Consider the following 26,553-nt stretch of genomic DNA (forward strand, 5'->3'; position numbering starts at 1 on the left):
CACCCTACGGAACCCCTTGCGGGAGACCGGCGGAACGTCAGGTTTGTTCGGTGAGGGCCTCCTCGGCCGCGAAATGGCATGCGCTGGGGTGGGCGGAGCCGTCCCGCTCCTCCAGTGCGGGCTCCCGTTCCGCGCACACGTCGCGGGCCTTCCAGCAGCGGGTCCGGAACCGGCAGCCGGACGGCGGGTCCAGCGGCGACGGCGGTTCCCCTTCCAGCCCGATCCGGCCGGACCATCCGGGCGCGTCCGGGTCGGGCACCGGGACGGCCGACAGCAGCGCCTGCGTGTACGGGTGGGTGGGGTGCTCGTAGATCTGGTGCTCGTCGCCGGTCTCGACGACCTTGCCGAGGTACATGACGGCGATGCGGTCGGAGATGTGCCGGACGGCCGCCAGGTCGTGTGCGATGAACACGTACGCCAGGCCCAGTTCCCGCTGCAGCTCGGCGAGCAGGTTCATGACCTGCGCCTGGACGGAGACGTCCAGCGCCGACACCGGCTCGTCGCACACGATCACGTCGGGGCGCAGCGCGAGGGCGCGGGCGATCCCGACGCGCTGGCGCTGCCCGCCGGAGAACTGGTGCGGGTACCGGCTGACGTGGCCGGGGTCGAGGCCGACGAGTTCCAGCAGTTCCTCGACGCGCGCCCGCCGCCGCCGTTTCGGGGCGGCCTCGGGGTGGATCGCGAAGGGCTCCCCCACGATGTCGCCGACCGTCATGCGGGGGTTGAGGGACGAGTAGGGGTCCTGGAGCACCATCTGGATCCGGCGGCGCAGCGCCCGCAGTTCGGGTTTCGGCATGGCGAAGACGTCGCGGCCGTCGAAGCGGACCGTCCCGGCCGTGGGGCGTTCGGCGGCGAGCAGCAGCCTGGCCAGCGTCGACTTGCCGCATCCGGATTCGCCGACGACGCCGAGGGTCTCGCCGCGGCGCAGTTGCAGGTCGACGCCGTCCACGGCCTTGACGTGCCCGACCGGGCGTTTGAGCAGCATGCCGCGGGTCACCGGGTAGTGCTTGACGAGCCCCTCCACCCGGAGGACCGGGGCGTCCCGCCGGGGTGCGCGCTCACTCGGGTCCGGCATCGTGAACCTCCTCGGCGAAGTGGCAGGCGGCGGCGTGGCCGGGCGCGACGGTGACGAGCGGCGGCCGCTCCGCCGAGCAGACCGCCTCCGCGCGCGGGCAGCGCGGCCGGAACGGGCAGCCGGGCGGCAGCGCGGCGGGGTCCGGCGGCGCCCCCTTGATCGGGACGAGCGGTTTCCCGCGCCGGTCGAGGCGCGGCACCGACGCGAGCAGCCCGCGCGTGTAGGGGTGGGCGGGCCGCGCGTACAGCCCCCGGGCGGGTGCCTGCTCGGCGACGGACCCGGCGTACATGACGACGATCCGGTCGGCCACGCCGGCGACGACGCCGAGGTCGTGGGTGATGAGCACCATGCCCATGCCCATCTCGTCCTGGAGCCCGGCCAGCAGCCGCATGACCTGCGCCTGCACGGTCACGTCGAGGGCGGTGGTCGGCTCGTCGGCGATCAGCACGTCCGGTTCCAGCGCCAGCGCCATCGCGATCATGATGCGCTGGCGCATTCCGCCGGAGAACTGGTGCGGGTAGTCGCCGAGCCTCCGCGCCGCCGACGGGATGCGGACCCGCTCCATCAGCTCGACGGCCCGGTCCTTCGCCTCCCTGCGGCCGAGGCCGCGGCGCACCCGGTACATCTCGCGGATCTGGTCGCCGACGGTGAACACCGGGTTCAGCGCGGTCAGCGCGTCCTGGAAGATCATCGAGACGCGGTCGCCGCGGTACTCGCGGCGCCGCCGCTCGGGCAGGCCCAGCAGTTCCTCGCCGCGCAGCCGCACCGACCCCCGGCCGATCCGGGCGGGCGGGACGTCGAGGATGCCCATGACGGCCTGGGCCGCGACGCTCTTGCCCGACCCCGACTCGCCGAGGATCGCGACCGTCTCCCCCTGGGCGAGGGTGTACGACAGCCCGTTCACCGCGTGCACGTCCTGGCCGCGCATCCGGAAACTGACGTGCAGGTCGTCGACGGCGAGGAGCGGCGCGTCCGGGCGGGGCGCCGGGACCGGGCCGCCCTTCAGGTCCGCCGTCATGTGATGCCTCCGGTCATCGGTCACCGCAGCTTCGGGTCGAGGGCGTCGCGGACGGCGTCGCCGAGCATCAGGAAGCTCAGGACCGTCGCCGACAGGAACGCCGCGGGGAAGATCAGCAGGTGCGGGTCGGTCATGAAGACGTCCTTGGCCTGGCCGAGCTGGAGGCCCCAGGAGACCTGCGGGTACTGCAGGCCGACGCCGAGGAAGTCCAGCGTCGCCTCCCCCACGATCACGTTGCCGACGTTGAGGGTGGCGATCACGATCACCGGGGCGATCGCGTTCGGCAGGATGTGCCGCATCATGATCCGCGGGTCGGACGCGCCGAGCAGCCGCGCGGCCTGCACGTAGTCGGCGTCGCGGACGGAGATGACCTGCCCCCGCATGATGCGGATCATCGTCGTCCAGCCGAGCAGCACCAGCACCAGCGTCATCGCGCCGACGCCGTGGCCGGGGAACGCGACGAGGATCACGGTGCCGCCCAGCACGAACGGCAGCCCGAAGAACACGTCGGTGATCCGGGCGATCAGCGCGTCCGGCAACCCGCCATAGTAGCCCGCCAGCATCCCGAACACCAGCGCGATCAGCAGTGCGAACAGCGTGACCGCGACGCCGATCTGCAGCGTCGGCCGGGCGCCGTGCACGACGTGCGCGTAGTAGTCGCAGCCCGCGAGGTCGGTGCCGAACCAGTGCTCGCCGGACGGGCCCAGCTTGGCCAGGTTCGGGTCGCAGCCCTCGTTGGCCGCGCGGCCGGTGAACAGGCCCGGGAAGGCCGCCATCGACGCCACCACCGCGAGGATCGACACCGAACCCCAGAAGACCCAGCGGCGCCGCAGGTCGCGCCACGCGTCGTCCCACAGCGAGGCCCGGCCGATCTCCCCGCCCGCGGCGGCGAGGGCCTCGGCCTCCGCCTCCTTCGCCGTCATCGCCGCCCCCTACTCGTACCTGATCCTCGGGTCCAGGACCCCGTACAGCAGGTCCACGAGGAGATTGACCAGCAGGAAGATCAGCACGAGCACCGTGACCGCGCCGACCACGACGGGGCCCTCCTTGAGCTGGATCGACTGGAACACCTGCTGGCCGATGCCGGGCAGGTTGAAGATGCCCTCGGTCACGATCGCGCCGCCCATCAGGTTCCCGAAGTCGACGCCGAGGTAGGTCACCACCGGGATCAGCGAGTTGCGCAGCGCGTGCCGCCCGACGACCCGCGCCCGCGACAGCCCCTTGGCGTTGGCGGTGCGGACGTAGTCGGCCCGCAGGTTCTCCGACAGGCTCGTCCGGGTCAGCCGCGCCACGTACGACAGGCCGAGCGAGCCCAGCACGATGCCGGGCAGCAGGTAGCTCAGCGGCCACCCCTCGTCCGTCCCGGCCGTCGGGAAGATCTTCCAGTGCAGGCCGAAGACGATCTGCGCGATGTAGCCGAGGACGAACACCGGGACCGCGATCACCAGGGTCGTCCCGCCGAGGACGAGGGTGTCGGCGAGCCTGCCGCGCCGCAGGCCCGCCCACACGCCGAGGACGATCCCGATGGCCAGCTCGAAGATCCAGGCGGTGAGCGCCAGCTGCGCGGTCACCGCCCAGCGCCCGCTGAGCATCTCCGAGACGCTCTGGCCGGTGTAGTTCTCGCCCAGGTCGCCCTGGACGAGACCCCACATGTACTTCGCGTACTGCACCAGCAGCGGATCGTCCAGGTTGTACCGGTCCCGGAGTTCCCGCAGGACGTTGTCCGGGACCGGCTTGTCCCCGGCGAGCGCCTGGATCGGGTCGCCCGGCAGCGCGAACACCATCGCGTAGATGAGCAGCGTGGTGCCGAAGAAGACCGGGACCGCCTGCAGGAGCCGCCGGACGACGTAGCGCCACATCGCGGGCTACTTCACCGTCACTTCGGTGGCGACCAGGCCGGTCGAGAACGGGGTGATCCTGACGTTCCCCACGTCGTCCGACCGGCCGCCCTGGCCCGCCCACGTCCACAGCGGGATCATCGGCATCTCCCGGATGGCGATGTCCTCGGCCTGGTTGTAGAGCTTCACGGCCTCCTGCCGGTCGGCCGTCCGGTTGGCCTTGGCGATGAGGTCGTCGAACTCCTTGTTCGTCCAGCCCATGCGGTTGTTGGCCGAGCCCCACAGGTTCTCCAGGTAGTTCTGCGGGCTCGGGAAGTCGGCCTCCCAGTTCTGCCGGTACGGGCCCTTCTCCTCGCGCTCCCTCAGCATGGAGAAGTAGTCGGACGCGGGCACCTGCCGGAACTCGATGTCCTGGATGCCGAGGTTGTCGCGCAGGGAGTTCGCGACGATCCGCATCCATTGCGCGTAGGTCGGCTGCGAGTTGGAGAAGTACAGCTCCATCGTCCCCTTGAACCCGCCGGCCTTGTCGAACAGCTGCTTGGCCTTGGCCGGGTCGTAGGTGCACGGCTCGCCGCAGGCGTTGTCGCGGTGGCCGGGGATGATGGACGGGACCAGCGAGTCGGCCGGGAAGTAGTCGCCGTTGTAGACCGCCTTGTTGATGCCCTCCCTGTCGATGACCATCGAGATCGCCTTGCGCAGGTCCGGGTCGGCGAACCGCTCGTCGAACAGCGGGAAGCCCAGGTAGTCGGTCGTGCTCATCTTGCGGGCGAGGAACCGGTCGCCCAGCACCTGCTTCGCCTCGGGCACCTTGCCGGACGGGATGGTCTGCAGGACGTCGATCCGGCCGGCCCGCAGGTCGGTGTAGGCGGTGTCGGCGCTGGAGTAGCTCTTCCAGGTCACGCCCTTGTTCTTGGGCTTGCGCGGCCCGGTGTAGCCGGGGAACGCGACGAGCTTGATCTGCTTGTTGCGCTCCCAGCCGCCGTCCATCATGTACGGGCCGTTGCCGATCGGATGCTCGTCGAACGCCTTGGGGTCCTTGAGCCCGGCCTTCGGCATCGGCGCGTACGCCGGGTGGGTGAGCAGGAGCGGGAACGGGCTGAACGGGTCGCCGAGCGTGACCTTCAGCGTGTTCTGGTCGGCGACCTCGACCCCGGACAGCGTTTCGGCCTCCGGCTTCGCGTTCTCGTCCTCGGGGTTCATCGCCTCGTACCCCTCGATGGCCGAGAAGTAGTCGTTGGCGCCCATGGCGTTCGGCCCGTACGCGGCGTGGTTCCAGGCGTCGGCGAAGCTCTGCGCGGTCACCGGCTCGCCGTTGTGGAACTTCTGCCCCGGCCTCAGCTTGATCGTCCAGACCTTCTGGTCGTCGGAGGTGACCGACTCGGCGGCCAGCGGGACGGCCTCGCCCTCCGCGTCGAGCGTCATCAGGTTGTCGAACAGCTCGGTGATCACGTCGAAGGAGTAGCTGCTCGTGGTGTTGGCGGGCATCAGGTGGTCGGGTTCGGAATGGCCCACGGTGAACGTGCCGTCGCTCGCGCCGGCGCTGTCGCCGCCGCAGGCCGACAGGCCGAGCGACGCGGCCAGCGCCACCGCGGCGAGCCCCGCGACCCTCCCGCGGACACCCCTTCCGGCACCCCTCTGGCTTGACATGGTCCTCCTCGGCCCGGTCGCTGCGTCGCGCCGCGGGTGCTTGGCCACCCGCGGCACCTAGATTCCTCGCAGCGTCTGCTCACGGTGACGGTTTGTGTACGGGGCTCACGGAGTCGAAACCGGATCGAGACGTTCTTGATCTTCCATTGACAGAGGTCAGCGAGCGGCGAAAATACAGGTTTATTACGGAAGTGGCTGCTGGGGGGGGAAGGTGCGCGACGACCCGACCGGGACCGAGGCGGCCGCGATCTGTGCCGATCTCATCCGCTTCGACACCACCAACCGGGGTGAGGGCGTGGCGCGCCCGGAGCGGCCGGCCGCCGAGCACGTCGCCGCGCTGCTGGACGAGGCGGGCGCCGAGGCGAAGATCGTCGAGGCCGCGCCCGGCCGCGCCAGCGTGCTGGCCCGCATTCCCGGCACCGACCCCGCGCATCCCGCGTTCCTGGTCCACGGCCATCTGGACGTGGTGCCCGCCGACCCGTCCGGGTGGACCGTCCCGCCGTTCTCGGGCGAGGTCCGCGACGGGTGCGTGTGGGGGCGCGGCGCGGTCGACATGAAGGGCAGCGTGGCGATGACGCTCGCCACCGTCCGGCGGCGGCTCCGCGAGGGGCGGCGCACGCGCGGGGACCTCGTTCTGGCGTTCCTGGCCGACGAGGAGTGCACCGGCGACTACGGGTCCCGGTACGTCGCGCGCGAGCACCGGGACTTCTTCGACGGCTGCACCGAGGCGATCAGCGAGTCCGGCGGGTTCAGCGTGGAGGCGGGCGGGACGCGGATCTACCCGATCGCGACCGGAGAGCGCGGCACCGCCTGGATGAGGCTGACGGCGCGCGGCACCGCCGGGCACGGGTCCAAGCCGGCGCCCGGCAACGCCGTCGCCGAGATCGCGCACGCCGTGTCCCGGCTGGCCTCCCACCGCTGGCCCGTCCGGCTGACCCCCGGCGTCCGGGCCCTGCTGGACGGCCTGGCGGACGCGCTCGGCACCGCCATCGACCACGACCGGCTCGACGAGGAGGCCGCCCGCCTCGGCGGCGTCGGCCGCCTGTTCGCCGGGACGGTCCGCAACTCGGCCAACCCGACCCGGCTCGACGCCGGCTACAAGGTCAACGTCGTGCCGGACATCGCGACCGCGCAGGTCGACGGCCGCTACCTGCCCGGCACGGGCGAGGAGTTCCTCGCCACCGTCGACCGGCTCCTCGGCCCGGGCGTCACCCGCGAGTTCATCAACCATGAGGAGGCCCCGGCCGCCGACCCGGCGGGCCCGACGTTCGCCGCGCTCGCGGGCGCGCTGCGCGCCGAGGACCCGTCCGCCCGCCCCGTCCCGTACGTGATGGCGGGCGGGACCGACGCCAAGGCGTTCCACCGGATCGGCATCGCGAGCTTCGGCTTCGCGCCGCTGCTGCTCGGGCCGGATCTGGACTACCTCGGAATGTTCCACGGCGTGGACGAGCGGGTGCCGCTGGACGGCCTGGCCTTCGGAACCCGGGTCCTGGACCGCTTCCTCGACACCCGCTGAACCGGGTGGAGAACTGAAACGGGTGGGGAGCTGAAACGGGTAGAGACGGGGCGTGGACTTCTCCAGTGCGGCCGATGAGCTCTACGGCGTCCAGCCCGCGCAGTTCGTGGCGACCCGCAAGCGCCTGGCCCAGGACGCGAAGGCGGCGGGCGACGGGCCGCTCGCCAAGCGGATCGGGGCGCTGCGGCGCCCGACGCTGTCGGCCTGGGCGGTGAACCTTCTCGCCCGCTCGGCCGCCGGCGAGCTGGGAAGGCTGCTGGACGTCGGGGACGAGCTGCGCTCGGCGTGGGGCTCGGGCGGCGGGCTCGGGGACCTGGAGCAGCGCCGGGCCCGACTGGTCGGGTCGCTGGTGCGCGCCGCGGGCGAACTCGCCGCGCAGGCGGGCAATCCGCTGCGCGAGCAGGCCCTCCGCGAGGTGGAGGACACGCTCCAGGCGGCGACGGTGGACGCGGGCATCGCCGAGGAGGTGCGGGAGGGGCGGCTGCCGCAGCCGCGCAGCCACACCGGTTTCGTCCCCGCCGGATTCCCCATGGCACCGGGGGCCGAGGAGGAGGAGGAGGAGGAGGAGGGGGAGAAGGCCGCGACGGTGAAGGAACCCCGGCGGGCGAGGTCGAACGTCACCCGGACGAGTGCCGCGCGGGCACGGCGGGCGGAGACGCTGCGCAGGCGCGCCGAAGAGGCGGACCGCAAGCTCGCCGAGCGCCGGGAGCGGGCCGACGAGGCGAAGCGGGCGGCGGGCGAGGCGTCCGCTGAGGTGGGGCGGCTCCGGCACGAGCTGGAGCAGGCGGTCGCCGAGCGCGACGCGGCGGCGCGGCGGGCGGAGCGCGCCGAGCAGAACCGCGCCCGCGCCGAGGAGGCGGCTCGGGAGGCCGGCGCGGCGGCCGCGGAGGCGCGCCGTGCGGCCGACCGGGACGCGCGGCACGGGTGACCCAGGCCACCACCCCGGTCACGAACCGGGTGTACGGCATGAAGTACGTTCTAGTAGAACGGAATTCCAATACGGGTGATCGACAACAGGGGGCGCGCGGTGACGGCACCGGTCGTGGAGCAGCCGACTGACTGGACCGAACCCGGCGCGCATCCCGTGGCGCCGGGGGTCCACCGGATCCCCCTGGCGCTGCCGATCCCCGCGTTGCACGCGGTCAACGTGTACGTCATCGAGGACGCCGGCGGCGTCGTCGTGGTGGACTCCGGCTGGGCCATGCCGGACACGCGGACGTCATTGGAACGTGCCCTGCGCACGCTCGGCCACGGGCTGGACGACGTGGCGCAGTTCCTCGTCACGCACGCGCACTGGGACCACTACTCTCAGGCCCTCGCCCTGCGCGAGTCGTTCGGGACGCGGGTGCGCATCGGGCGCGGCGAGCGGGCGTCCATCGAGGCGTTCGACGTCCGCCGGGGGCTGCACCCCCGGCAGGTCGAGATGCTGCGCCGCTGCGGCGCGGACGCGATCGCCGACGAGATCGCGGGGACGCCCGTCGAGCGGTCCGAGCGCGACGTCCCGCACACCCTCCCGGACGCCTGGCTCGACGACGGGGAACGCGTCGGCCTGACCGGGCGGGGCCTGGACGTGCTCGCCACGCCGGGCCACACCCGAGGCCACATCGTCCTGCGGGACGCGGACGCCGGGCTGCTGTTCGCCGGAGACCACGTCCTGCCGCACATCACCCCGTCGATCGGGCTGGAGACCGAGCCGGAGCGCAAGCCGCTGCGCAGCTACCTGGAGTCGCTGCGCCTCGTCCGCGACATGCCCGACACGCTGCTGCTGCCCGCGCACGGCCCCGTGACGCCGAGCGTGCACACCCGGATCGACCAGCTGATGGAGCATCACGCCGAGCGGCTCGACACCGCCGCCGCGCAGGTCCGCGCGGGCCACACGACGGCCTTCGAGGTCGCGGCCGCCATGCCGTGGACGCGCCGCAGGCGCTCGCTCGGCGACCTGGACGCCTTCAGCCGGATGCTGGCCGTCCTGGAGATCGAGGCCCACCTGGACGTCCTGGCCGACCGGGGCGTCCTGGACGCCCACGACGAGGCCGGCGTCCGCCGCTACGCCGCGCGGAGCTGACCGCGCCGCGAGACGCGGCCGTCAGGCCCGGAATCGCCGGGGTTAGGCTGATCTTCCGGTTCCCCTCCCGGAAGGAGCGGCGATGACGCTCGCCCCCGAGTCCACTCCGATCACCTCTCCGGAGGAGCTGCGCGAGCTCCTCGGCGCGCCGATGCCGGTGGCGGTCGCCAAGGAGCGCGTCACGCTGCACGCCTGGGACAGGGAATGGCTCGCGCGGTCCCCGTTCTGCCTGATCTCCACCAGCGACGCGGACGGCAACTGCGACGTCTCGCCCAAGGGCGACCCGCCCGGGTTCGTGCACGTCATCGACGACGCGACGATCGCCGTCCCGGACCGTCCCGGCAACCGCCGCGCCGACGGCTTCATGAACATCCTGAGCAATCCGCGCATCGGGCTGATCTTCCTCGTTCCGGGGCGCGGCGAGACGCTGCGGCTCAACGGCCGGGCCCGGCTGGTCCGGGACGCGCCGTTCTTCGACGAGATGACCGTCAAGGGGCACCGCCCGGCCCTGGCGGTGATCGTGGAGATCGAGCAGGTCTTCTTCCACTGCGCCAAGGCGCTCATGCGCTCGAAGCTGTGGAGGCCGGACACCTGGGACCCGGACGCGCTTCCGTCGCACGCCCGCATCGTCGGCGACCTGCGGTACGCGGAGAAGAGCGTGGAGGAGCTGGAGCAGTACTACTCCGAGGCCAACTACGCGAAGAAGCTGTACCGGAGCTGACGCGCCGGCCGGCGGCCACGTGGACGGGTCGACCCCCGCGCGACGCGCGCGGGGGTCACGGGTCGGGCGGCCCTGTCAGCCGCTCTTGCGGCGGAACTGCCGCTGATGATCGGCACGGGCGTGCTTGCCGCGCACCTTCGAGCCGCTCTTGCCGGACGCGCCGGCGTTCTTGCCCGCCGCTCCGCGCTTGCGCTCCAGGGCTTCCCGGAACCGGCGCTTCACGTCGTTCTCGCCGTCCTCTGGTTCTCCTGCCGAGTCGGCCATGCGGACCTCCAGCTCTCGTAGTGGCACCCCCAGCCTCACATACCCGAGGTAAAGCAGCCATCTGCGCCCCCCGGGGGAAGATCGTCTCAGGATATTTCGCCATCAACTGGTCCGCGCATAACGATCTCTCCTATGGTTTGTGCCCGTGGAGCCCCAGATCCCGCAGGCAGAGCCCGCCCCCTCCCATCCGCCGCTGGAGTCGCTCGCCGTCCAGCCGCTGGTGAACCGCGACTACGAATCCAGGCCCGCGCTCTTCTACGAGCGGCTCCGCGCCGAGTACGGACCGGTCGCGCCGGTGGACGTCCTCGGCGTCCCGGCATGGCTCGTCATCGGCTACCCCCAGACGCTCGACATCCTGCGCGACACGCGGGGCATCTGGAGCAAGCGCCTCGACTCGTGGCGGGCGCGCCGGGAGGGCCGCGTCCCGGCCGACTGGCCGCTGCTGCCCGCCTTCGAGGTCGACAACTCGGTGTTCCGCGACGGCACCGACCTCACCCGGCTGCGCAGCGCCTGGAGCGAGGGCCTGCGCCCCTTCCAGGACCGCACGCAGACGCAGGCCAAGGAACTGGAGCGCGACATCCGGCGGTACGCCGACGAGCTGATCACCGTCCTGTCGGAGAACGGGGACCGCGGCGGATGGGCCGATCTGTCGGCGCAGTACGCCCGGCCGCTGCCGCTGATGATCGTGGGCCGGCTGCTCGGCGCCGAGTCCGGACGCGGCGACGAGATCATCATGGACATGTGGCGGATGCTGGACGCCGGGCCGGACGCCGCCGAGGCGGCGGCGCGGCTGGGCGCCGAGGTCGCCGGCATCTGCGCCGCCAAGATGGCCGCCCCCGGCGAGGACCTGCCGTCCTACATGCTCGCCGCGGTGCCCGACCTGACCGTCGATGAGCTCAGCCGCGAGATGATCATGATCATCGGGCTGGTCGGCGACTACACCGGGACGCTGGTCTGCAACACGATCGCCGAAGTGATCATCGGGGACACCGGCGTCCGGGACAGCATCTCCGCCGGGATGCTGCCGGAGGCGGTCAACCGGGCCGCAATCTCCAGCCCGCCGATGGCCAACCTGACGTTCCGGTGGCCGAAGACCGACGTGCGCATCGGGCGGTTCCAGATCGCGGCCGGAGACCCCGTCATGCTGTCGCCCGCCGCCGCGCACCTGGACCCCGCGTTCACCGGCACCATGGACCCCGACTCGATCTACAGCTCCCGGGCGCACCTGGCCTGGGGCGCCGGGCCGCACGCCTGCCTCGGCCGCGACCTCGCCACGACCATCACCACAATCGCGGTGGAGCGGCTGTTCGAGCGGTTCTCCGCGCTGCGGCTCGCGCTGCCCCCCGACCAGCTTCCGTGGCGGTCCTCCCCCATGATGCGGGGCCTGCGGTCGCTGCCGGTCAACTACGAACTGCCCGCGGACCCGCCGCCGCGCGCGCGTCCGGCCGGGGGGGAGGCGGCGCCCGAGCGGGAGGCGGCGGCCGAGGCCGCGTCGAGTTCGCTGGTCCGGCGCGTCCTGCGGATGATGCGCCTGTCCCAGTCCTGACGCTCCGCCGGGGGATGGACGTCAGCGTGCGCCGATGCCGTCCAGCTCCACGGTCCACACGCCGTCCATGACCTCGCTGAGCGTGAGCCGCAGATCCAGGGCCGAGCGGCCCTCCTGCGCCGTCCACAGCGGGAACGCCACGCGGAACGCCCGCCGTGCGCCGGTGACCTGCTCGACGCCGATCACGTCGACGGCGTCGAAGGCGTCCTCCGGCGGGCTGATCAGATCGAGCCCGCTCCCCTCGATCGCGCCGGACATGCCGGAGGCGCTCATCCTGCGCCCCTCGGTCAGCGTCTCCAGCTCCTCGTAGTCTCCCGCGACCAGCAGGGCGACCACGACCCGAACGGCGTTCACGCCCTCCTGCGGCAGCATGCGCCACACCGTACCGCGCCCCCGGGCCGGACGGCCGGTCCCATGTTTGGGCACGTCCGCCCGGGAACGTTCTCACCGGTAGGCGCGGCAGGGAGGACGAACGATGCCAGACAAGAGTGACAAGCACGGCGCGAAGGTGGACGAGGAGATCGCCCGCGAGACGCAGGGAATGGTCAGCGGCGGTCACCCCACGCACGCCCAGGAGTTCAAGGAGACCGAGCCCTACTCCGACGACTACCCCGCGGATCCGACCGCGCCGGCCGCCGGAGAGCGCGAGGGCTCCCCGCCCGGGATGAGCGCGCAGGACGTCGCAGGGCGCAGCGCCCTCGCCCGCATGCTCAGCGGCATCCGCTACCCGGCGCGGCCGAACGAGCTGATCCGGCACGCCGCCGAGGCCGACGCGCCCGACGCGGCGGTCGAGCAGCTGCGGACGCTGCCCAGACGCGAGTACGAGAACGTCGCCGACGTGGCCGAGGAACTCGGCTACGGCCGCGAGCAGCGGCTCTACTGACCCTCATCGGGCGCCGCGCTCACCGCCCCCGGAGGGCGCGCCCGTACCGGCGGCACGCCGACCGCAGGAAGATGTGGTCGGCCATGTTGCGCTCGTCGGACTGCAGCAGGTTGTGGTCGACGTACTGGGCCGACACGTCCGTCCGGACGCGGTCCAGGTCGAGGGCCTCTCGCCGCCCGCCAGGTGCGAGGCGAGCAGCTTGCGGGCCACGTTCCGGCTCCCCGCGCCGTCCGGCATGTCAGATCCTCCGCCCCTCCCCGGTCCGGTCGTCCCCGGGCACTCCGTCGACCGGATGCGGTTCGTGGACGGGCCGTTCCGCGGGCTGCCCGCACCACTGGTTCAGGGCGTCGCGGATCGCCGCGGCCCGCCGGTCGGGCGCCGTCTCGTCGGTCGCCCACGCGATGTAGCCGTCCGGCCGCACCAGCGCCGTCGTGCGGGTCGCGCCGCCCGCGAGGGCGCAGTGCACGCGCCCCGCCCACCGCTTGGTCGCCAGGTAGGTCACCGCGGGGTCGTTCGCCGCGACCACCAGCACGAAGGCGCCGTCGCCGAGCAGCCCGTACAGCCGGCCCGGGCTCCCGGCCAGGGGGACGTCCGGTGCGCGCCTGCCGGTCAGGGGGTGGGAGCCGCGCGGCGCCGGGTAGGCGATGTCGATGCCGGACACGGCACCCGCCAGCCGCCGCGCGACCGGGCGGGTGCGGGTCGCCGCCCACGCCGCGGCGGTGCGCGCCCTGCGGAGCCAGAGCGGTTCGGCGAGGACGAACCGCAGTGTCGCGCCGCTGCCGCGCACGACGAGCCGCCCGATCGGATGCCGCTCCTCGTGGTAGCTGTCGAGCAGCCACGACGGGGCCCAGCCCCACAGTTCCGCCGCGAGTTTCCAGCCGAGGTTCGCGGCGTCCTGCATCCCGGTGTTCATGCCCTGCCCGCCCGCCGGGGTGTGGACGTGCGCGGCGTCGCCGGCGAGGAACACCCGGCCCACCCGGTACTTCGGCACCTGCCGCTCGTCGCTGTGGAAGCGTGCCGTCCAGCGCGGGGTGTGCATGCCATGGTCGGTGCCGAGAGCGCGGCGCGTCACGTCCCGCAGTTCGCCCATGTCGACGGGGTCGGAGTCGGGCGCCTGGTGGCGGCGGTTCCAGGCGATCACGCGGTACCAGCCGTCCCCGAACGGCGCCAGGAACGCGAACGCGTCGCCGACCGCGTTGACCGTCAGGACGTCGGCCGGCGGGTCGTCCAGCCGGACATCGGCGAGCATCACCGACCGCACGGCCGCCTGCCCGGGGAACGGCAGCCCCAGCTCACGCCGGACGGCGCTCCGGACTCCGTCGGCGCCGACGACATAGGACGCGCGGCGGGTCTGTGCGCCGCCGCCGGACATCCGGACCTCGACGTCGACACCGGCCGCGTCCTGGCTCAGCCCGACGACCTCGGCGCCGTGCACGATCTCCGCGCCGGCGGCCAGCGCCCGTTCCCTCAGCACGCGTTCGGTCTCGTACTGCGGAGTGACCAGCACGTACGGGAAGCGGCCCGGCAGCCGCGAGAGGTCGAGGCTGCTGCTCCGCAGCACCTGCACCTCGCCGACCCGTTCGCCGGTCGCGACCAGTTCGTCCGCGACGCCGCGCGCGTCCAGCATCTCCAGCGTGCGGGCGTGCACGGCGAACGCCCGCGTCAGGTTGCTCGTCTCGGCGTCGCGGCGTTCCAGCACCGTGCAGCCGATCCCGGCCACGGCCAGGTCGCCCGCCAGCAGGAGACCGGTCGGGCCCGCCCCCACGATCAGCACGTTCCCCGTCGGCTTCCCGGTGGGCGACATCCCACTCCCTCCTCGCGCTCGGCGGCCGGCCCGGCCGCCGCCTTGGAGACACTTCCCAGGAACCGCCGGTCCTCACCTGCCGGGCACACCGTACGGCAGGCGATTCGTGCCGTTTTCCGCCCGGCGCCGGTCAGCCCTGGACGCGGCGGTCCCGGCCCGCCCACTCCTTCTCCCGGAGCTGGAACTTCTGGATCTTGCCGGTGGACGTCTTCGGCAGCTCGGTCACGAACTCCACCGAGTCGGGCGCCTTGAACCGGGCGAGGCTCTCCCGGACGTGCCCGACCAGCTCGGCCCCGGTCGCGTCATGTCCGTCGCGGAGCACCACGAACGCCTTGGGGCGCTCGCCCCACCTGTCGTCCGGCACCGCGACGACGGCGACCTCCAGCACGGCGGGATGCGAGTCGATCGCGCGCTCCACCTCCACCGTCGAGATGTTCTCGCCGCCGGAGATGATGATGTCCTTGGACCGGTCGCGCAGCTCGACATAGCCGTCCGGGTGGCGGACGCCGAGGTCGCCGGAGTGGAACCAGCCTCCCCGGAACGCCTTCGCGGTCGCCTCCTCGTCCCGGTGGTAGCCCTTCATGACGTTGTTGCCGCGCATGACGATCTCGCCGAGGGTCTCCCCGTCCGCCGGGACGTCGTTCATGTCGTCGTCGACGACGCGCAGCCCGTCGGTCTGGATCATGCCGACGCCCTGCCGGGCCAGCAGCCGTGCCCGCTCGGAGGCGGCCAGGGCGGGCCATCCGGGCTGCGGCTCGCACACCGAGTACGGCCCGTAGGTCTCCGTCAGCCCGTACACGTGGACGATGCCGGCGCCGAGCCCCTCCATCTGCCCGATGATCGTGGGGCTCGGCGGGGCGCCCGCCGTCGTGACGGTCAGGGGCCGCTCCAGCGGATGCGCCTCCGCCGCGTTCGCGATCGCCACCAGCACGGTCGGCGCGCCGTTGAGGTGCGTGACGCCCTCGGTGTCGATGAGCCGCCACACCTCGCCGGCGGCGACGGCGCGCAGGCATACCTGCGTCCCGCCGATCGCGGCGAGCGCCCACGGCGTGCACCAGCCGTTGCAGTGGAACATCGGCAGCGTCCACAGGTACACGCTGTCGGGCGTGTGCCGCGAGTGCGTCACCTCGCCGAGCGCGTTCAGGTACGCGCCGCGGTGCGTGTAGACGACGCCCTTCGGCCGTCCCGTGGTGCCGGACGTGTAGTTGATCGAGATGGCGGCGTCCTCGTCGTCCACCTCCCAGGGCAGCGGGTCGTCCGAGCCGCGCGCCATCAGCTCGCCATAGGCGATGCCGCCGACCGCCGGGTCGGGCTCGACGCCGGCGGCCGGGACGGTGACGACCTCGGGCAGCCCGCCCGCGAGCGGCGCCACCGACGGATGCAGGCCCGCGTCCACGACCAGCGCCTTCGCACCCGAGTGGCCGAGGATGTAGCGGATCTCCTCCGGGGCCAGCCGCGTGTTGATCGCGACGAGGACGGCCCCCGCGAGCGGCACCCCGAAGTGCGCCACCAGCAGCTCCGGGACGTTCGGCGCCAGAAACGCCACCCGGTCGCCCGGCCCGATCCCCGACGCCCGCAGCGCGGCGGCGAGCCGGGTCGCCTCGGCGGCGAACTCCTCGTACGTGACGCGCCGATCACCGTAGGCGTAGGCGGTCTTGCCGGGGAACACGTCCGCCGACCGGTTCAGGAACGCGAGCGGGGTGAGCGCCGTGCGGCCAACGCCGTTGTCCATCGGGAGCCTCCGGGTGCGTCGGAGCGTATGTGACCTGCGTCTCAAGCATCCCATGGACGCACGCCCCGCCCACCGGGCGCGCCGCGGGCCCCCGCGCACTTCGCCCCCCGCGCACTTCACCCGCGGCTCGCTTCAGCGTTCCGTGTCGCGGGTGAGGATGGAGACGGCCCTGACGGTCGTGTACCCGCGCCATTCCAGTTCCGCGGCGGGCGAATGGCTGGCGAAGTCGACGCGCCAGCCGCCGTCGTCCTGCTGCTGCTCGTCGAGACGCCGCAACTCCGCCGCCAGGATCTCCGGCGCGAAGAGGGCCCGGACGGGACGGCCGGGGTACGGCGCGAAGTCGAGCGGCCGCATCATCTCGTCCTCCAGCCCGCCCTGGACGTGGACGCGGCCGTTCTCCGGGATGTGCCCGCCGAGCAGCTCGATGACCTCGGTGTCGTGGACGGCGTCGGCCAGCCACAGGCTGAAGGCCAGCTCCAGGGCGTGCAGTTCGCTCTTCGCCCGGACGGCGTCGAGGCAGAAGCGGGTGGCGCGATCGAGCCAGGGATGGCCGGCCACCGCCTTGTCGTGGGCGGCGACGCGCTGCGCCGTCGCCGCGACCACCGCGGTGATCTGCAGAGAGGACGTCTCCGGATCGGCGCCCGCCCAGAACGGCGCGCAGCCGGCCGGGTCGGGGATGTGCAGGCCGAACGGCAGGCCGCCGTCGGGCAGCGTCACCGACTCCAGCCAGTCGCAGAGCGCGGCGGCCTCGGGGACGGTGACGGGGGCGAGTTCCTCGAAGACCTCGAACGCGTGCAGCGCGGGGCCCGGCTGGCTCGTCCTCGACCGGAGGTCGGGCTCGAGGCCGTGACCGTAGCCGCCGTCGGGGTTCCGGTAGGCGTTCAGTGCGGCGAGCAGCGCGTCCCGGTCGCCCTCGCCCATCAGGAGCTCGAAGCGGCGGCGGTCGAGGATACGCGCGTGCATGGCCATGAAGTCGGATGCCTTGTTCAGGTTCATCACTCCAGCGTGGCCCCCGCCTCCGCATCCGTCTTGTAGCTTTCGGCCGTCGGCGGGTCTGCGCCGGAAAAGGAAATGCGGCGGCGAATCGTCCGGCCTAACCTGACGGCATGGACGTCGCCTTCGAACGCACAGGGGAACGCCGGTACGCGACCGTCGTCTCCCTGCCCGGCCGGCATCCGCGCCGGATGGACCCCGCACCCGGATACGACGAGAACATCCCGCACGACCTCGTCCACTACCTGGCCGAGGCGGAGCTGGGGCTGGCGTCCGGCGTCTACGGACGGGCCGCGGCCGGCGGCGGCGGCTTCTCGGCGACGACCGAGACGCCCGGCGATCCGCGCCGCCGGGCCCGGGAACAGCGCAGACTGAAGAAGCGCGAGGCGTCCCTCAGCAGGTCGGACCGCAGCGACATGGCCAGGTCCGAGCACTTCGCGGGCCTGTGCGACATCGCCTGGAGACGCCGCGCCGGAGCCCGGACGCCCGCGGGGGCCGAACGCAGGCGGATCCCACCCGAGGACGCGCCCATCGTCGAACGCATCCTCGACCGCCTGGACGAACTGGCACCGCTCTGGCGCGACCTCCCCGTCGGCGGCGCACTCACGTTCACCTGGCCGGACACGGCCGTGAACGTCAGAACTCCCGGCTGATCAGAACCCCGGGCTAACCCGCCCGCAGCGCGAGCCCCAGCGCCCGGAACTGCTCCACGGGCCGGTGGTAGCCGCGCTCGATGTGGTGCACGCCGCGCAGCGTGGACGGCCCTTCGGCCACCGCCGCCGCCAGCACCGCCGAGAACCCGGCCCGGATGTCGGGCATGGTCACGTCACCGCCGCGGAGCTTGCTCACTCCCCGCACGACGGCCGAGTGCAGCGCCGCCGTGTCGTGGTACCGGCACGCGGGGCCGCCCAGGCAGGTGTCGTAGACCTCGATCTCCGCGCCCATGCTCTGCAGCGCCGGGACGTACGCGAGCCTGTTCTCGTACACGGTCTCGTGCAGCACGGACATGCCGTCCGCCTGGGTGAACAGCACCATCAGGGGCGTCTGCCAGTCCGTCGCGAACCCGGGATGCGTGTCGGTCTGCACCGCCGCGGGACTCAGCCCGTTCGGCGCCGACGCCATGATCCAGTCATCGGTGATCTCGAACTCCGCGCCCATCCTGGTCAGCGTCGTGATCGCCGTGACGAGCCGGTCCTGCGGGCATCCGTGCACCCGCACCTCCCCCCGGGTGACGAGCCCCGCCACCAGGTAGGAGAACGCCTCGATCCGGTCGCCCTCCAGCCGCGTCAGCGCACCGCTCAGCCGCTCGACGCCCTCCACCACGATCCGGCGGTCCGGCGCGAACGAGATCCGCGCCCCCATCCGCTGCAGGAACAGCGCCAGCTCGATGATCTCCGGCTCGGTGGCCGCGTTGCGGATGACGGTCTTGCCCTCGGCCCGCACCGCCGCCAGCAGCACCGTCTCGGTGGCGCCGACACTCGGGTACGGAAGCTCGATCCGCGCCCCCACCAGTCGCGTCGCCCGCGCGTGGATCCCGTCGGCCGCGTACGTCATCTCGGCCCCGAACGCCCTCAGCGCGTCCACATGGAAGTCGACCGGCCGCCTGCCGATCGGGTCGCCGCCGACCAGCGGCACGAACGCCTCGCCCGCCCGATGCAGCAGCGGCCCCAGCATCAGGATCGGGATGCGGTTCAACCCGGTGAACGCCTTGCCGACACTCGGATCGGCCACCGGCCCCGGCACGACGGTCACATCGCCGCCGGACCGCTCCACGGTCATCCCGACGTGCTCCAGCATCCCCGCCGTGATCCCGACTTCACCGACGTCCGGCGCGTTGCCGATCGTGCTCGGCCCGTCCCCCAGCATCGCCGCGACCATGTGCTTGCTGACCGCGTTCTTCGCCCCCCGCACGGTGACGTCACCGCGCAACGGCCCTGACGGCTCGATCTGCCACAACTTCTCAGTCATTGGTAGTCAGGGGCGCGGTGCCGTGGAGGCCCGATTCCCCGTCCCCCTTTCAAGCTCGTACGTGCGGTTTTCCCGCATACGGCTTACCGATGATCTTCTTGACATGGCTACGCAGCTCCTGGGTAGCGGATGGTGCCTCGCAGGCGGTACAGGCCGTGCCCGTTGAACCACTCCTCGTTCCACTCAGCGGCTCGTCCGGCGCGCAGATTACGACCCCGTTTCCTGACCATCAGGTGGTGGAGCCGATAAACGACATACCGGTCGATCTGGCGGAACTTGGCTGCGGCGTTCCCGGTTCGGAAGTAGTTGCCCCAGCCGCGCAGGATCGGATTCAAGTCCGCGATCACCGCGCGGACATCCGTTCCCGACCGGCGGCGGTCGGTCAGCTCATGGACCCTGGACCGGAGTTTCTTCATCGCCGCCTGGCTCGGCCATCGGTGCAGGTAGTAGCGGATCTTCCCGTACTTCTCCCACACCCGGCCCAAGAAGCGGGCTCTGAAGTGGCAGCCGAGGAAGTCGAGTCCTTCCCGGCCCTCTCCGAGGTCAACGACCTTCGTCTTGTCCGGATGCAGCCGCAACCCCAGCGAGCCGAGGATCTCCTCGACCACGGCCAGGGCCGTCCGTGCCTGTGCCATGCTGCGGCACAGCACCACGCCGTCGTCGGCATAGCGCACCAGCTCACCCACCCTGCGGCGGGCCAGCTCGGTGTCCAGGACGTGCAGATAGATGTTGGCCAGCAGAGGCGAGATCACGCCACCTTGCGGGGTGCCCGCGACCGTCCGCGTGACTTCCCCGCCCTCCATCACACCCGCTTGCAGCCACGAACGGACCAGTTTGAGCATCCACCGATCCGACACCCGCCCCCCGACCTCGGCGAGCAACCGGTCATGGCCGATCTCACCGAAGAAGTTGACGATGTCGAACTCGACCGCGAACACCTGACCCTCGATGAAGCCCGTACGGAGCCGCTCCATCGCCTGCGTCGCCGACCGCTTCGGCCGGAACCCATACGACACCGGCAAGAAGCCGGCCTCGAAGATAGGTTCCAGCACCAGCTTGGCGGCTTGCTGAGCCACACGATCGCGGACCGTGGGGATACCCAGTGGCCGTTTGCCACCCTGTGATTTCGGGATCTCCACACGCCTGGCAGGCGCGGGGCGATAACAACCTGCGCGAAGGTCATGCTGAAGCTCGGCGAGCATACGCTGGACGCCGTACTCCTCCTCCACCAACGCCAGGGTCACCCGATCAACCCCGGCGGCCCCTCTGTTGGCCCGGACACGCTGCCACGCCTCCCACAGCACGTCACCTCTGTGGACACGGTCATACAGGGCGTGAAAGCGCCGCTCCGGAGACTGCTTGGCCGCAGCCCATAGCTTGCGTTGAAGTCGTCGCACTTTCGCACTCGACGGGCGGCCATCAACGCGACCTGCCCCGCCTTCCGCTACGGCAGACCGACGCCCGCCGGGGTGGTTGGACCGGGGATCCCCGGTCATGCCCTCGCGCTTACCCTCGCCACAAGCGTGATCAAAGCGAGGGCCCTTCCCCGCCGTCCCGTCTCCTCGACACCCGGCCGGTACTACGGCCCCCTCGGACTCCCGCTGCCCTCCGAACGACTTCACCATCGGCTTATACACCCGGTCTCCTGCCCGACGAAGGCATGGTCAGACGGGTCTCTCCTGTTCCGGCCCGATCCGTGCACACGTGCCGCCCCCCATACCCCGGAAGAACCCGACGGGCTGACCCCGGAACAGAGCCCGCCGAACGTGGCCTTCGCCGTGAAGGGAACGGCTCGGCTTCTCCGCTGTAGTTGTGACGAGGCTGCAGGACTCACCGCAAAACGGCTACGGCCCGCGTGCTTGCTCCCTCCAAAGAGGCTCTCGACGCCCCGCTCAGCCCGCCGGATCTCTCCAACGAACCGGGGCCTGCTACCGGGCACTCCGGTGTCTACCCGGACGGGACTTCCACCCGCAGGATCGGACCAGCTTCCAGGACGCACCACCCGAGCAGCCTACGGCGTCGCAGGCGAGCACCCAGCAAATTCTTCGCGAACCCGCGCATCGCGACCCACCTCGCCCCACCCGCAGGCATCCGCCTCCCCACGTCCACGGAGGGGCAATGGCGGTACGGCAGCGGCCCGGCCCTACCGGACGTCCCAGACCGCGCGTGAACTCCCGGGCCGCCGGCTCCATCACACCGAATAGGGGAAACCGGGGATGTGATGGGCGTGGCTGTCAGGGGAATCGACCGGCGTCGCTTTCTGGGTTTGGTCGCGGCGGCGGGGGCCGGCGGGGTCATGGTCGCGGCGAGCAGCAAGGCATCGGCCCTCGGTTTCGACGCGGAACGCGAGACGATGCTTCCACCCGGCGCCGGCTGGAGGCTCGACCCGTCGAGGAGCGACGAGTTCAACGGCGGGTTACTGCACACCGCGAAGTGGGTCGGGAAGGGCGACGTCCAGGTGTCGGACGGCCTGCTCCGCATCCGGCTCGGCGGCGACCCGTCCGGACAGGGCCCCTTCCATCCGGGGGGCGTGCGGTCCACGTTCGCCGTCGGCGGGGATACCTACACCGAGGTTCGCGCCAAAGTGACCGGCACCGACGCGGACGCAGACTCCGTCATCCGCCATTCCGACGCCGACGTCCAGCACATCGGGCGGGCCGGCGGTCCACTCGACGAGGACTTCCACTTCTACGGTCTCGAACGCCGGGCGGGAAAGGTCGTCTTCCACATCGACGGCGAGCCGTACCGGAGCCACAGGGCGCAGGCCGTGACGGAGCCGCAGCCGCTCGCCATGTACGTCCGGGCGATCAACGAGACGGGGCGCATCAACGCCGAGGCGCTCCCGATGGACCTGTTCGTCGGCCATGTGCGCGTGTATACGGCATGATCCGAGGATGCCTTACACCCCCGACCTCGACACGCTTCTGGTCGACGGACACCGCCAGTCCAGGAAGAAGACCGAGTTCATCATCGAGTCCAGGGCGCTCGCTCCCGCCGTACTGCCGACCGGACGCATCGTCGCCGCCGACGGCTACCCGACCAGCGATGACGAACCGTTCGCCGCGACGATTCCGCCGGGCACCCATCCGATGTACGCGTGGGTCGCGGTCCTGTGCGAACGCGGCAAAGAAGTCGATCGCCGCAATGCCGCACTGGAGTTGCGGGTCAGCGAGGCTCCGACGGTGTCGTGGGAGATGGCCGTCACCGAGGACGAGTCGATCGGCGACCTCGAAGCCGAGGACGATTACGTCGGCTTCGAGGTCGACTCCGGCCGCGCGACCATCGCGGACGCCGCTTCGTGCGAAGCCCTGGGGCGATGGGATTTCAGCCGGGTCGAGACGGTCTACATCCCCAGGCCGCTGCCTCAGAAGCCGGTCCCGGGGTATGTGACGGCCGTGGTGGACCCCGCGTCCGGAGCCAATCTGCCGGTGGTCGGCTCAGGCTGGGGCGACGGCGCCTACCCGGTGTTCATCGGACGCGACACCGAAGGCGGGATCACCCGGTTCGTCGCCGACTTCATGCTGCTGTCCGACGCCCATTGAGGACGAGGCGGTCCAGCCCGGCTCAGGAGGTGCCGAGGCCGAGGCGATGGATGTGCAGTGCCCGGACGAACCAGGCGAGCGCCGGGGTCATGTCGTCCGGACGCGGCCAGCCGTTGATCACTGAGAGCAGCCGGAGATACCGCTCCCTGCGCGGGTCGTTCGCGGTCTCCACCCTGGCCAGCAGCCGACGCTGCAGTTCGGCACCGTCCCCGTGGCCGCAGGCGCGCGCGTATCCGGCCGTGACCGCCGCGACGACCGGTTCGGCCTCCGGGGAGCCCGGGGCGATGCCGGCCGCCAGGGCCGGGTCCACCTGGTCACGGACCATCGCGACGGCATCGCGGCACACGACCGCAGGGCCGTCCGGCGCACGGTCGGCCTCATGCTGCTCGGCCATGAGCCGCATGAGGCCGCGGAAGTCCGGATCCTGGGACAGTTCGGCCAGCTCCACCCACGCCTCGACCTGCTCGGTCCCGGGGTCGCCGGGCAGTTCGGGGGTCATCGAACGCCGGATGCCCGCGAAGCCCGGGTCATCATCCCGGTCGCCGAACGCGGTGTCGAGGAAGTCACCGATCAACCTCCGGCGTTCGTCCTCGGAGAGCCGGGCCAGCTTGTGCATGAGATGCATCTCCTCACGGGTGGACCCGCGCCTGGCCACCGCCGTCAGCACCGCCCGCCGCAACCGCAGCGCCCGGATCCGCACGTCCAGCGCCTCGGCGTGCGCCGCGGCGACCTCGGAGAGCGGGACCTCCCGCTCCACGACCCGCCGGATCGTGGGGAGGTCCATCCCCAGGTCGCGCAGCGTCCGCACGAGTTCCAGGCGCGCGACGGCGTCAATGCCGTAGACGCGATGGCCGGCCGGGTTGCGTCCGGTCGGCGCCACGATCCGGCGGTCGGCGTAGAACCGGATGGCCTTGACGGTCAAACCGGTCCGCCGGGCCACCTCACCGATCGAGTAGAGCGTGCCGTCCATGTCCCCACCTTCCCGCCTCCCCCCACGGGAGACGCAACCCCGCCTAGGCTGCGATCATGTGGAAGGAAGCAGCATCCCGGGCATACGCCGATGCCGGGTTCAGGACGTCCGCCGACGCGGCCGCGCTGGCGGCGGCCGAACAGCGCCTGGGCCGTTCCCTGCCGCGCGAACTCACCGGCCTGCTTCAGGAAACGGACGGGATCGTCGGGCACTATGGGGTGGACACGGTCTGGCCGCTGCAGCAGATCGTCGAGCAGAACCTCCGCTTCTGGTCGGACGACTCGTACGCCGACCTCTACATGCCGTTCGACGTGTTGCTCTTCTTCGGCGACAACGGCGGCGGTGACCAGTTCGCCTTCGTCCAGACGCCACCACGGCCGGACATCTTCGTATGGGACCACGAGACGGACAGCCGCTCCTTGGCCGCCGGTGACCTGCGGGACTACCTCGGCCGGTCCCTGGCGGACGGCGACGACGACTGGTACCGGTAGCCGCCGGCGTCAGCTCGCCGGCGCGGCCGCCGCATCAGCCTGACCGGAGGTGGCGGACACCGGACCGGCCGGCATGAAGAGGGCGGTGACGTTGGCGATGACGCGGCCCGACGTGAACGTCGCCGATCCCGCCGCGAGCCTTCTTCCCACCCGCGTCGGCGTGACGAGGATGTCGACCCACTCCCCCTCCCTCGCCGTGCCCAGCAGGTCGCAGGACAGATTGACGGTGACCAGGCGGGTCGGCGGATCGGTCTGGACGGCGAGGGGCATGGCCGATGACGACGTCGCCTATGGCGGCGATCACACCACCGTGCAGGAATCCACGCGCGTTCGCCTTGGGGCCGTCGACGGTGAAGCCGGCCCGCAAAGGGTCGGCGGCATGCCGGGCGAAACCCCCGATGGCGTCGAGCAGCGGACTGGGACGATCCCAGGGAACGAAGGTCGGTCGTTCGGCGGTCATGGTCCCTCCAGGACGATTCGATGCGGCACGTCATGCCTCACGGGGCGGCGCCGAGGCGGATGCGGTGTCGACGAATCCGCGAATCGCCGCGGTGACGGCGAAACGGAAGCGGCGATCGGCAGACTCTGGACCGCTCCCGAGCAGCCCGGACGATTCGAGTCCGGCCAATCCTTGAACGGTGGCGAACAGCCCGATGGCGGCGTCCTTCGCCGTCCCGTCCGCGCGGCCGGGCCCCAGCGCCGCGGCGACCCGGCCGACCACGATTCCGTAGATCTCCTCGGCGGCACGCGCATCCTGCGGGCCAGGGCGGAAATCGGCGAACGGCCTGGAGAACATGACCTCGTAAAGATGCGGACACCGGTGCGCGAACGAGCGGACGGCCAGCGCCAGATCCAGCACGTCCGCCTCGGCGTCGCCACTGGTCTCCAGCGCCCGCAGTTCCCCGGCCAACCGTCGGAACCCCTCAGCGAACAACGCGCGTGCGAGACCGGCCTTGCCGCCGAACAGCTCGTTCACCGCCGCCTGCGACGACCCGGCGCCGGCGGCCACGGCACGTGTCGTCACCGCACCGCTCCCACCCGACGCCAGCAGCCCCGCCGCGACCTCGAGCAGCTCGCCGCGCAGCGCCTCGGTACGCCTCTTCTTCCGTCCCACCCACCACGGTAATCCAATTCCGGATCACCGATCCGAAAAAACTCCCAACCGCGACCGCCCGGCGAATCACGTCGTAACCCGTGATGGCGCATCCTGCCCCGGTGCCTCGGTGCCCCGGTGCCTCGGTGCCCCTGTGCCCCGAGTCCCAGCAGCCCCAACGAGCCTTGGGCTCTGCTCGATGCGCCGGAGTCGAAGCGGACTCTGATGCTGCGCCGCTTTCCCGCCAGGTGACGGAGCCGCAGCGAACGAGGCCGCAGCGCCGGCCTCGCCCACCCGAGAGGGCACAGACGGTCCACGCCCATCGCCTCCCCGCGGCCGAACCCGGGCTCACTCCGGTGGGGACGGGCACATCTCGCGGAAGCGGGCCGCGCGCCCGGCTGGACTGAGGCCCGGTGCCCGGTGAGGTGCACTTCGACTTCTGGTCGGACAACGTGCTGTGGCAGGTGTCCACGGACGCCTACCAGACCGCAGCAGGCCAGATCGCCGAGTACCTGCTTCCGCCCAACTGCCACGGCCTCAGCCGGACGGATCTCACGGCGAACGATCTGCGCACACGTCACACCGCCTGGACCGAGGAACGTCTTCCGAACAGACGCGGTGAACCCCGTGCACTTGCTCGATACCCACGACTCTGCGCTGGTCAAGCCAGAGTCGATCACACAGCAGGCCAGCGGGCCACGCGCTCCGCTGCCCGTCTTCCCAGCTAGACCCCTCTCCGCCGAACGTCCAACACGTATCGCGAGCGCCTGGGCCCGACCGATTCCTGAGAGAAGACCCAGGGGCAGGCAAGGCGGTTACAAGTGGGTGATGTCTTACCGAAGGCGATCTCTCCAGTAGTCGTCGAGGTCGCTGTTGCTGATCAGGGCGCGGAGTTTCGGGGCGGCATCGGCGGCCGGCCAGGCACCAGCGACCGCCAGCGATGGCGAGACGGTCGCGGCGGACGCCTTCGGTGACACCGGTCGCGATCGACCCAGCCGGCGGCGAGGGCATGGTCGCAGCGGCGGAACCCCGCGTGGCCGGATCTGGAGCGCAGCTAATCAAGGTAGGCGGCCGCGCCGGTGCAGATGTGTGGGTTGGCACCGGCGCGGCCATGGCCCGGATCATCGTCGGGCTCTTTGAACTCTCACCTATCGCACGTTGCACAACCGTTGCGTCCCGGCTCACACCACCGACCGGCCTATCCTTGACCGATGATCAACACGAAGCCGGACTGGGAACGGCGGATCGCCGAACTCTGGACAACCTTCGACGAGCACGAGCCCGCCGTCTTCCTCCTGAGTTGGCTCAATTGGTTAGTGCGTGGCGCGTGGGGTGTTCAGGGCGTCGAGGATCTTGCGTTGGCGGGTGGTGACGGCGGGCGGGAAGG

25 protein-coding genes are annotated in these 26,553 nt (G+C 71.6%); 10 read left to right on the forward strand and 15 right to left on the reverse strand.

Features of this window, described 5'->3' with window-relative positions; translation table 11 throughout:
- Window positions 1-37: 37 nt before the first annotated feature.
- The 5 genes from ACGFK0_RS36870 to ACGFK0_RS36890 are packed head-to-tail and all read right to left on the reverse strand — an operon-like array spanning window position 38 to window position 5,578.
- Window positions 38-1,075 (reverse strand): ABC transporter ATP-binding protein, encoded by a 1,038-nt coding sequence (locus ACGFK0_RS36870; protein ID WP_392913242.1) that lies wholly within the window; start codon window positions 1,073-1,075, stop codon window positions 38-40.
- Entirely contained in the window at window positions 1,059-2,093 is a 1,035-nt protein-coding gene (locus ACGFK0_RS36875; protein ID WP_392913244.1) for an ABC transporter ATP-binding protein, read from the reverse strand. The genes ACGFK0_RS36870 and ACGFK0_RS36875 overlap by 17 nt, the downstream gene beginning before the upstream one ends.
- Window positions 2,094-2,113: 20 nt before the next feature.
- Window positions 2,114-3,016 carry an ABC transporter permease gene (locus ACGFK0_RS36880; RefSeq protein ID WP_392913246.1) on the reverse strand — a complete coding sequence of 301 codons (903 nt, stop codon included), beginning with the start codon at window positions 3,014-3,016 and terminating at the stop codon, window positions 2,114-2,116.
- A gap of 9 nt (window positions 3,017-3,025) precedes the next feature.
- On the reverse strand, window positions 3,026-3,952 hold the full coding sequence (locus ACGFK0_RS36885; protein ID WP_392913248.1) for an ABC transporter permease: 927 nt from the start codon (window positions 3,950-3,952) through the stop codon (window positions 3,026-3,028).
- Between the two features lie 6 nt (window positions 3,953-3,958).
- Complete coding sequence (locus ACGFK0_RS36890) at window positions 3,959-5,578, reverse strand: ABC transporter substrate-binding protein (protein WP_392913250.1); 1,620 nt, start codon at window positions 5,576-5,578, stop codon at window positions 3,959-3,961.
- 211 nt (window positions 5,579-5,789) lie between these two features.
- Between ACGFK0_RS36890 and ACGFK0_RS36895 the strand changes: the two genes are divergently transcribed.
- The 4 genes from ACGFK0_RS36895 (at window position 5,790) to ACGFK0_RS36910 (ending at window position 9,880) form a co-directional block, all read left to right on the forward strand.
- Window positions 5,790-7,094: a M20/M25/M40 family metallo-hydrolase gene (locus ACGFK0_RS36895; protein WP_392913252.1), complete on the forward strand. Its 1,305-nt coding sequence runs from the start codon at window positions 5,790-5,792 to the stop codon at window positions 7,092-7,094.
- A 52-nt stretch (window positions 7,095-7,146) separates the two neighbouring features.
- The gene (locus tag ACGFK0_RS36900; RefSeq protein ID WP_392913254.1) at window positions 7,147-8,022 is read left to right on the forward strand and encodes a hypothetical protein; all 876 of its coding nucleotides are present in this window, start codon (window positions 7,147-7,149) and stop codon (window positions 8,020-8,022) included.
- Between the two features lie 99 nt (window positions 8,023-8,121).
- Window positions 8,122-9,159, forward strand: a complete 1,038-nt coding sequence (locus ACGFK0_RS36905; RefSeq protein ID WP_392913256.1) for an MBL fold metallo-hydrolase — start codon at window positions 8,122-8,124, stop codon at window positions 9,157-9,159.
- 82 nt (window positions 9,160-9,241) lie between these two features.
- Window positions 9,242-9,880: a pyridoxamine 5'-phosphate oxidase family protein gene (locus tag ACGFK0_RS36910; protein WP_392913258.1), complete on the forward strand. Its 639-nt coding sequence runs from the start codon at window positions 9,242-9,244 to the stop codon at window positions 9,878-9,880.
- A 75-nt stretch (window positions 9,881-9,955) separates the two neighbouring features.
- Here the strand turns inward: ACGFK0_RS36910 and ACGFK0_RS36915 are convergent, their stop codons facing one another.
- Window positions 9,956-10,144, reverse strand: a complete 189-nt coding sequence (locus tag ACGFK0_RS36915) for a DUF5302 domain-containing protein (RefSeq protein ID WP_392913260.1) — start codon at window positions 10,142-10,144, stop codon at window positions 9,956-9,958.
- 145 nt (window positions 10,145-10,289) lie between these two features.
- Between ACGFK0_RS36915 and ACGFK0_RS36920 the strand changes: the two genes are divergently transcribed.
- The gene (locus tag ACGFK0_RS36920; RefSeq protein ID WP_392913262.1) at window positions 10,290-11,690 is read left to right on the forward strand and encodes a cytochrome P450; all 1,401 of its coding nucleotides are present in this window, start codon (window positions 10,290-10,292) and stop codon (window positions 11,688-11,690) included.
- Between the two features lie 21 nt (window positions 11,691-11,711).
- On the opposite strand, the gene ACGFK0_RS36925 is transcribed toward ACGFK0_RS36920, so the two are convergent.
- Window positions 11,712-12,062, reverse strand: a complete 351-nt coding sequence (locus ACGFK0_RS36925; RefSeq protein WP_392913264.1) for a hypothetical protein — start codon at window positions 12,060-12,062, stop codon at window positions 11,712-11,714.
- A 103-nt stretch (window positions 12,063-12,165) separates the two neighbouring features.
- Between ACGFK0_RS36925 and ACGFK0_RS36930 the strand changes: the two genes are divergently transcribed.
- Window positions 12,166-12,573: a DUF2795 domain-containing protein gene (locus ACGFK0_RS36930; protein ID WP_392913266.1), complete on the forward strand. Its 408-nt coding sequence runs from the start codon at window positions 12,166-12,168 to the stop codon at window positions 12,571-12,573.
- Between the two features lie 238 nt (window positions 12,574-12,811).
- Here the strand turns inward: ACGFK0_RS36930 and ACGFK0_RS36935 are convergent, their stop codons facing one another.
- From ACGFK0_RS36935 to ACGFK0_RS36945, 3 genes are all read right to left on the reverse strand, one after another.
- A complete protein-coding gene (locus ACGFK0_RS36935; RefSeq protein WP_392913269.1) occupies window positions 12,812-14,377 on the reverse strand; it encodes an FAD-dependent monooxygenase in 1,566 nt (521 codons plus the stop codon).
- Between the two features lie 130 nt (window positions 14,378-14,507).
- Window positions 14,508-16,109 carry a long-chain-fatty-acid--CoA ligase gene (locus tag ACGFK0_RS36940; RefSeq protein ID WP_392913271.1) on the reverse strand — a complete coding sequence of 534 codons (1,602 nt, stop codon included), beginning with the start codon at window positions 16,107-16,109 and terminating at the stop codon, window positions 14,508-14,510.
- A gap of 132 nt (window positions 16,110-16,241) precedes the next feature.
- Entirely contained in the window at window positions 16,242-17,105 is an 864-nt protein-coding gene (locus ACGFK0_RS36945; protein ID WP_392913274.1) for a hypothetical protein, read from the reverse strand.
- A 110-nt stretch (window positions 17,106-17,215) separates the two neighbouring features.
- Here ACGFK0_RS36945 and ACGFK0_RS36950 point away from each other — a divergent pair, with 110 nt between their 5' ends.
- Entirely contained in the window at window positions 17,216-17,755 is a 540-nt protein-coding gene (locus tag ACGFK0_RS36950) for a hypothetical protein (RefSeq protein ID WP_392913276.1), read from the forward strand.
- A 13-nt stretch (window positions 17,756-17,768) separates the two neighbouring features.
- Here the strand turns inward: ACGFK0_RS36950 and murA are convergent, their stop codons facing one another.
- Window positions 17,769-19,070, reverse strand: coding sequence for a UDP-N-acetylglucosamine 1-carboxyvinyltransferase (gene murA, locus ACGFK0_RS36955; RefSeq protein WP_392913278.1), 1,302 nt, complete (start codon window positions 19,068-19,070; stop codon window positions 17,769-17,771).
- A 107-nt stretch (window positions 19,071-19,177) separates the two neighbouring features.
- Window positions 19,178-20,374, reverse strand: coding sequence for a group II intron reverse transcriptase/maturase (gene ltrA, locus ACGFK0_RS36960; protein WP_392913280.1), 1,197 nt, complete (start codon window positions 20,372-20,374; stop codon window positions 19,178-19,180).
- 923 nt (window positions 20,375-21,297) lie between these two features.
- On the opposite strand from ltrA, the gene ACGFK0_RS36965 reads away from it, so the two are divergent.
- Together ACGFK0_RS36965 and ACGFK0_RS36970 are read left to right on the forward strand one after the other, a co-directional pair.
- Window positions 21,298-21,957, forward strand: a complete 660-nt coding sequence (locus ACGFK0_RS36965; RefSeq protein WP_392913282.1) for a twin-arginine translocation signal domain-containing protein — start codon at window positions 21,298-21,300, stop codon at window positions 21,955-21,957.
- A gap of 7 nt (window positions 21,958-21,964) precedes the next feature.
- Window positions 21,965-22,612 carry a DUF4241 domain-containing protein gene (locus tag ACGFK0_RS36970; protein ID WP_392913284.1) on the forward strand — a complete coding sequence of 216 codons (648 nt, stop codon included), beginning with the start codon at window positions 21,965-21,967 and terminating at the stop codon, window positions 22,610-22,612.
- 22 nt (window positions 22,613-22,634) lie between these two features.
- Here the strand turns inward: ACGFK0_RS36970 and ACGFK0_RS36975 are convergent, their stop codons facing one another.
- On the reverse strand, window positions 22,635-23,582 hold the full coding sequence (locus ACGFK0_RS36975; RefSeq protein ID WP_392913287.1) for a MerR family transcriptional regulator: 948 nt from the start codon (window positions 23,580-23,582) through the stop codon (window positions 22,635-22,637).
- A gap of 56 nt (window positions 23,583-23,638) precedes the next feature.
- Between ACGFK0_RS36975 and ACGFK0_RS36980 the strand changes: the two genes are divergently transcribed.
- Window positions 23,639-24,073: an SMI1/KNR4 family protein gene (locus tag ACGFK0_RS36980; RefSeq protein ID WP_392913289.1), complete on the forward strand. Its 435-nt coding sequence runs from the start codon at window positions 23,639-23,641 to the stop codon at window positions 24,071-24,073.
- Window positions 24,074-24,082: 9 nt separating this feature from the next.
- Here the strand turns inward: ACGFK0_RS36980 and ACGFK0_RS36985 are convergent, their stop codons facing one another.
- Window positions 24,083-24,343: a hotdog domain-containing protein gene (locus ACGFK0_RS36985; protein ID WP_392913291.1), complete on the reverse strand. Its 261-nt coding sequence runs from the start codon at window positions 24,341-24,343 to the stop codon at window positions 24,083-24,085.
- A gap of 220 nt (window positions 24,344-24,563) precedes the next feature.
- Window positions 24,564-25,187 carry a TetR/AcrR family transcriptional regulator gene (locus ACGFK0_RS36990; RefSeq protein WP_392913293.1) on the reverse strand — a complete coding sequence of 208 codons (624 nt, stop codon included), beginning with the start codon at window positions 25,185-25,187 and terminating at the stop codon, window positions 24,564-24,566.
- Window positions 25,188-26,553: the final 1,366 nt, after the last annotated feature.

The organism is Spirillospora sp. NPDC048823, assembly GCF_043198445.1.
Classification (GTDB): domain Bacteria; phylum Actinomycetota; class Actinomycetes; order Streptosporangiales; family Streptosporangiaceae; genus Spirillospora.

Excerpts from the sequence above, each read along its gene's own strand:
- murA (WP_392913278.1), bottom strand. The coding sequence starts at position 19,070 with ATGACTGAGAAGTTGTGGCAGATCGAGCCGTCAGGGCCGTTGCGCGGT.
- ACGFK0_RS36935 (WP_392913269.1), bottom strand. The coding sequence starts at position 14,377 with ATGTCGCCCACCGGGAAGCCGACGGGGAACGTGCTGATCGTGGGGGCG.
- ACGFK0_RS36930 (WP_392913266.1), top strand. The coding sequence starts at position 12,166 with ATGCCAGACAAGAGTGACAAGCACGGCGCGAAGGTGGACGAGGAGATC.
- ACGFK0_RS36970 (WP_392913284.1), top strand. The coding sequence starts at position 21,965 with ATGCCTTACACCCCCGACCTCGACACGCTTCTGGTCGACGGACACCGC.
- ACGFK0_RS36890 (WP_392913250.1), bottom strand. The coding sequence starts at position 5,578 with ATGTCAAGCCAGAGGGGTGCCGGAAGGGGTGTCCGCGGGAGGGTCGCG.
- ACGFK0_RS36910 (WP_392913258.1), top strand. The coding sequence starts at position 9,242 with ATGACGCTCGCCCCCGAGTCCACTCCGATCACCTCTCCGGAGGAGCTG.
- ACGFK0_RS36950 (WP_392913276.1), top strand. The coding sequence starts at position 17,216 with ATGGACGTCGCCTTCGAACGCACAGGGGAACGCCGGTACGCGACCGTC.
- ACGFK0_RS36985 (WP_392913291.1), bottom strand. The coding sequence starts at position 24,343 with ATGCCCCTCGCCGTCCAGACCGATCCGCCGACCCGCCTGGTCACCGTC.
- ACGFK0_RS36885 (WP_392913248.1), bottom strand. The coding sequence starts at position 3,952 with ATGTGGCGCTACGTCGTCCGGCGGCTCCTGCAGGCGGTCCCGGTCTTC.
- ACGFK0_RS36880 (WP_392913246.1), bottom strand. The coding sequence starts at position 3,016 with ATGACGGCGAAGGAGGCGGAGGCCGAGGCCCTCGCCGCCGCGGGCGGG.
- ACGFK0_RS36980 (WP_392913289.1), top strand. The coding sequence starts at position 23,639 with ATGTGGAAGGAAGCAGCATCCCGGGCATACGCCGATGCCGGGTTCAGG.
- ACGFK0_RS36925 (WP_392913264.1), bottom strand. The coding sequence starts at position 12,062 with ATGCTGCCGCAGGAGGGCGTGAACGCCGTTCGGGTCGTGGTCGCCCTG.
- ACGFK0_RS36870 (WP_392913242.1), bottom strand. The coding sequence starts at position 1,075 with ATGCCGGACCCGAGTGAGCGCGCACCCCGGCGGGACGCCCCGGTCCTC.
- ACGFK0_RS36875 (WP_392913244.1), bottom strand. The coding sequence starts at position 2,093 with ATGACGGCGGACCTGAAGGGCGGCCCGGTCCCGGCGCCCCGCCCGGAC.
- ACGFK0_RS36940 (WP_392913271.1), bottom strand. The coding sequence starts at position 16,109 with ATGGACAACGGCGTTGGCCGCACGGCGCTCACCCCGCTCGCGTTCCTG.
- ACGFK0_RS36945 (WP_392913274.1), bottom strand. The coding sequence starts at position 17,105 with ATGAACCTGAACAAGGCATCCGACTTCATGGCCATGCACGCGCGTATC.
- ACGFK0_RS36975 (WP_392913287.1), bottom strand. The coding sequence starts at position 23,582 with ATGGACGGCACGCTCTACTCGATCGGTGAGGTGGCCCGGCGGACCGGT.
- ACGFK0_RS36915 (WP_392913260.1), bottom strand. The coding sequence starts at position 10,144 with ATGGCCGACTCGGCAGGAGAACCAGAGGACGGCGAGAACGACGTGAAG.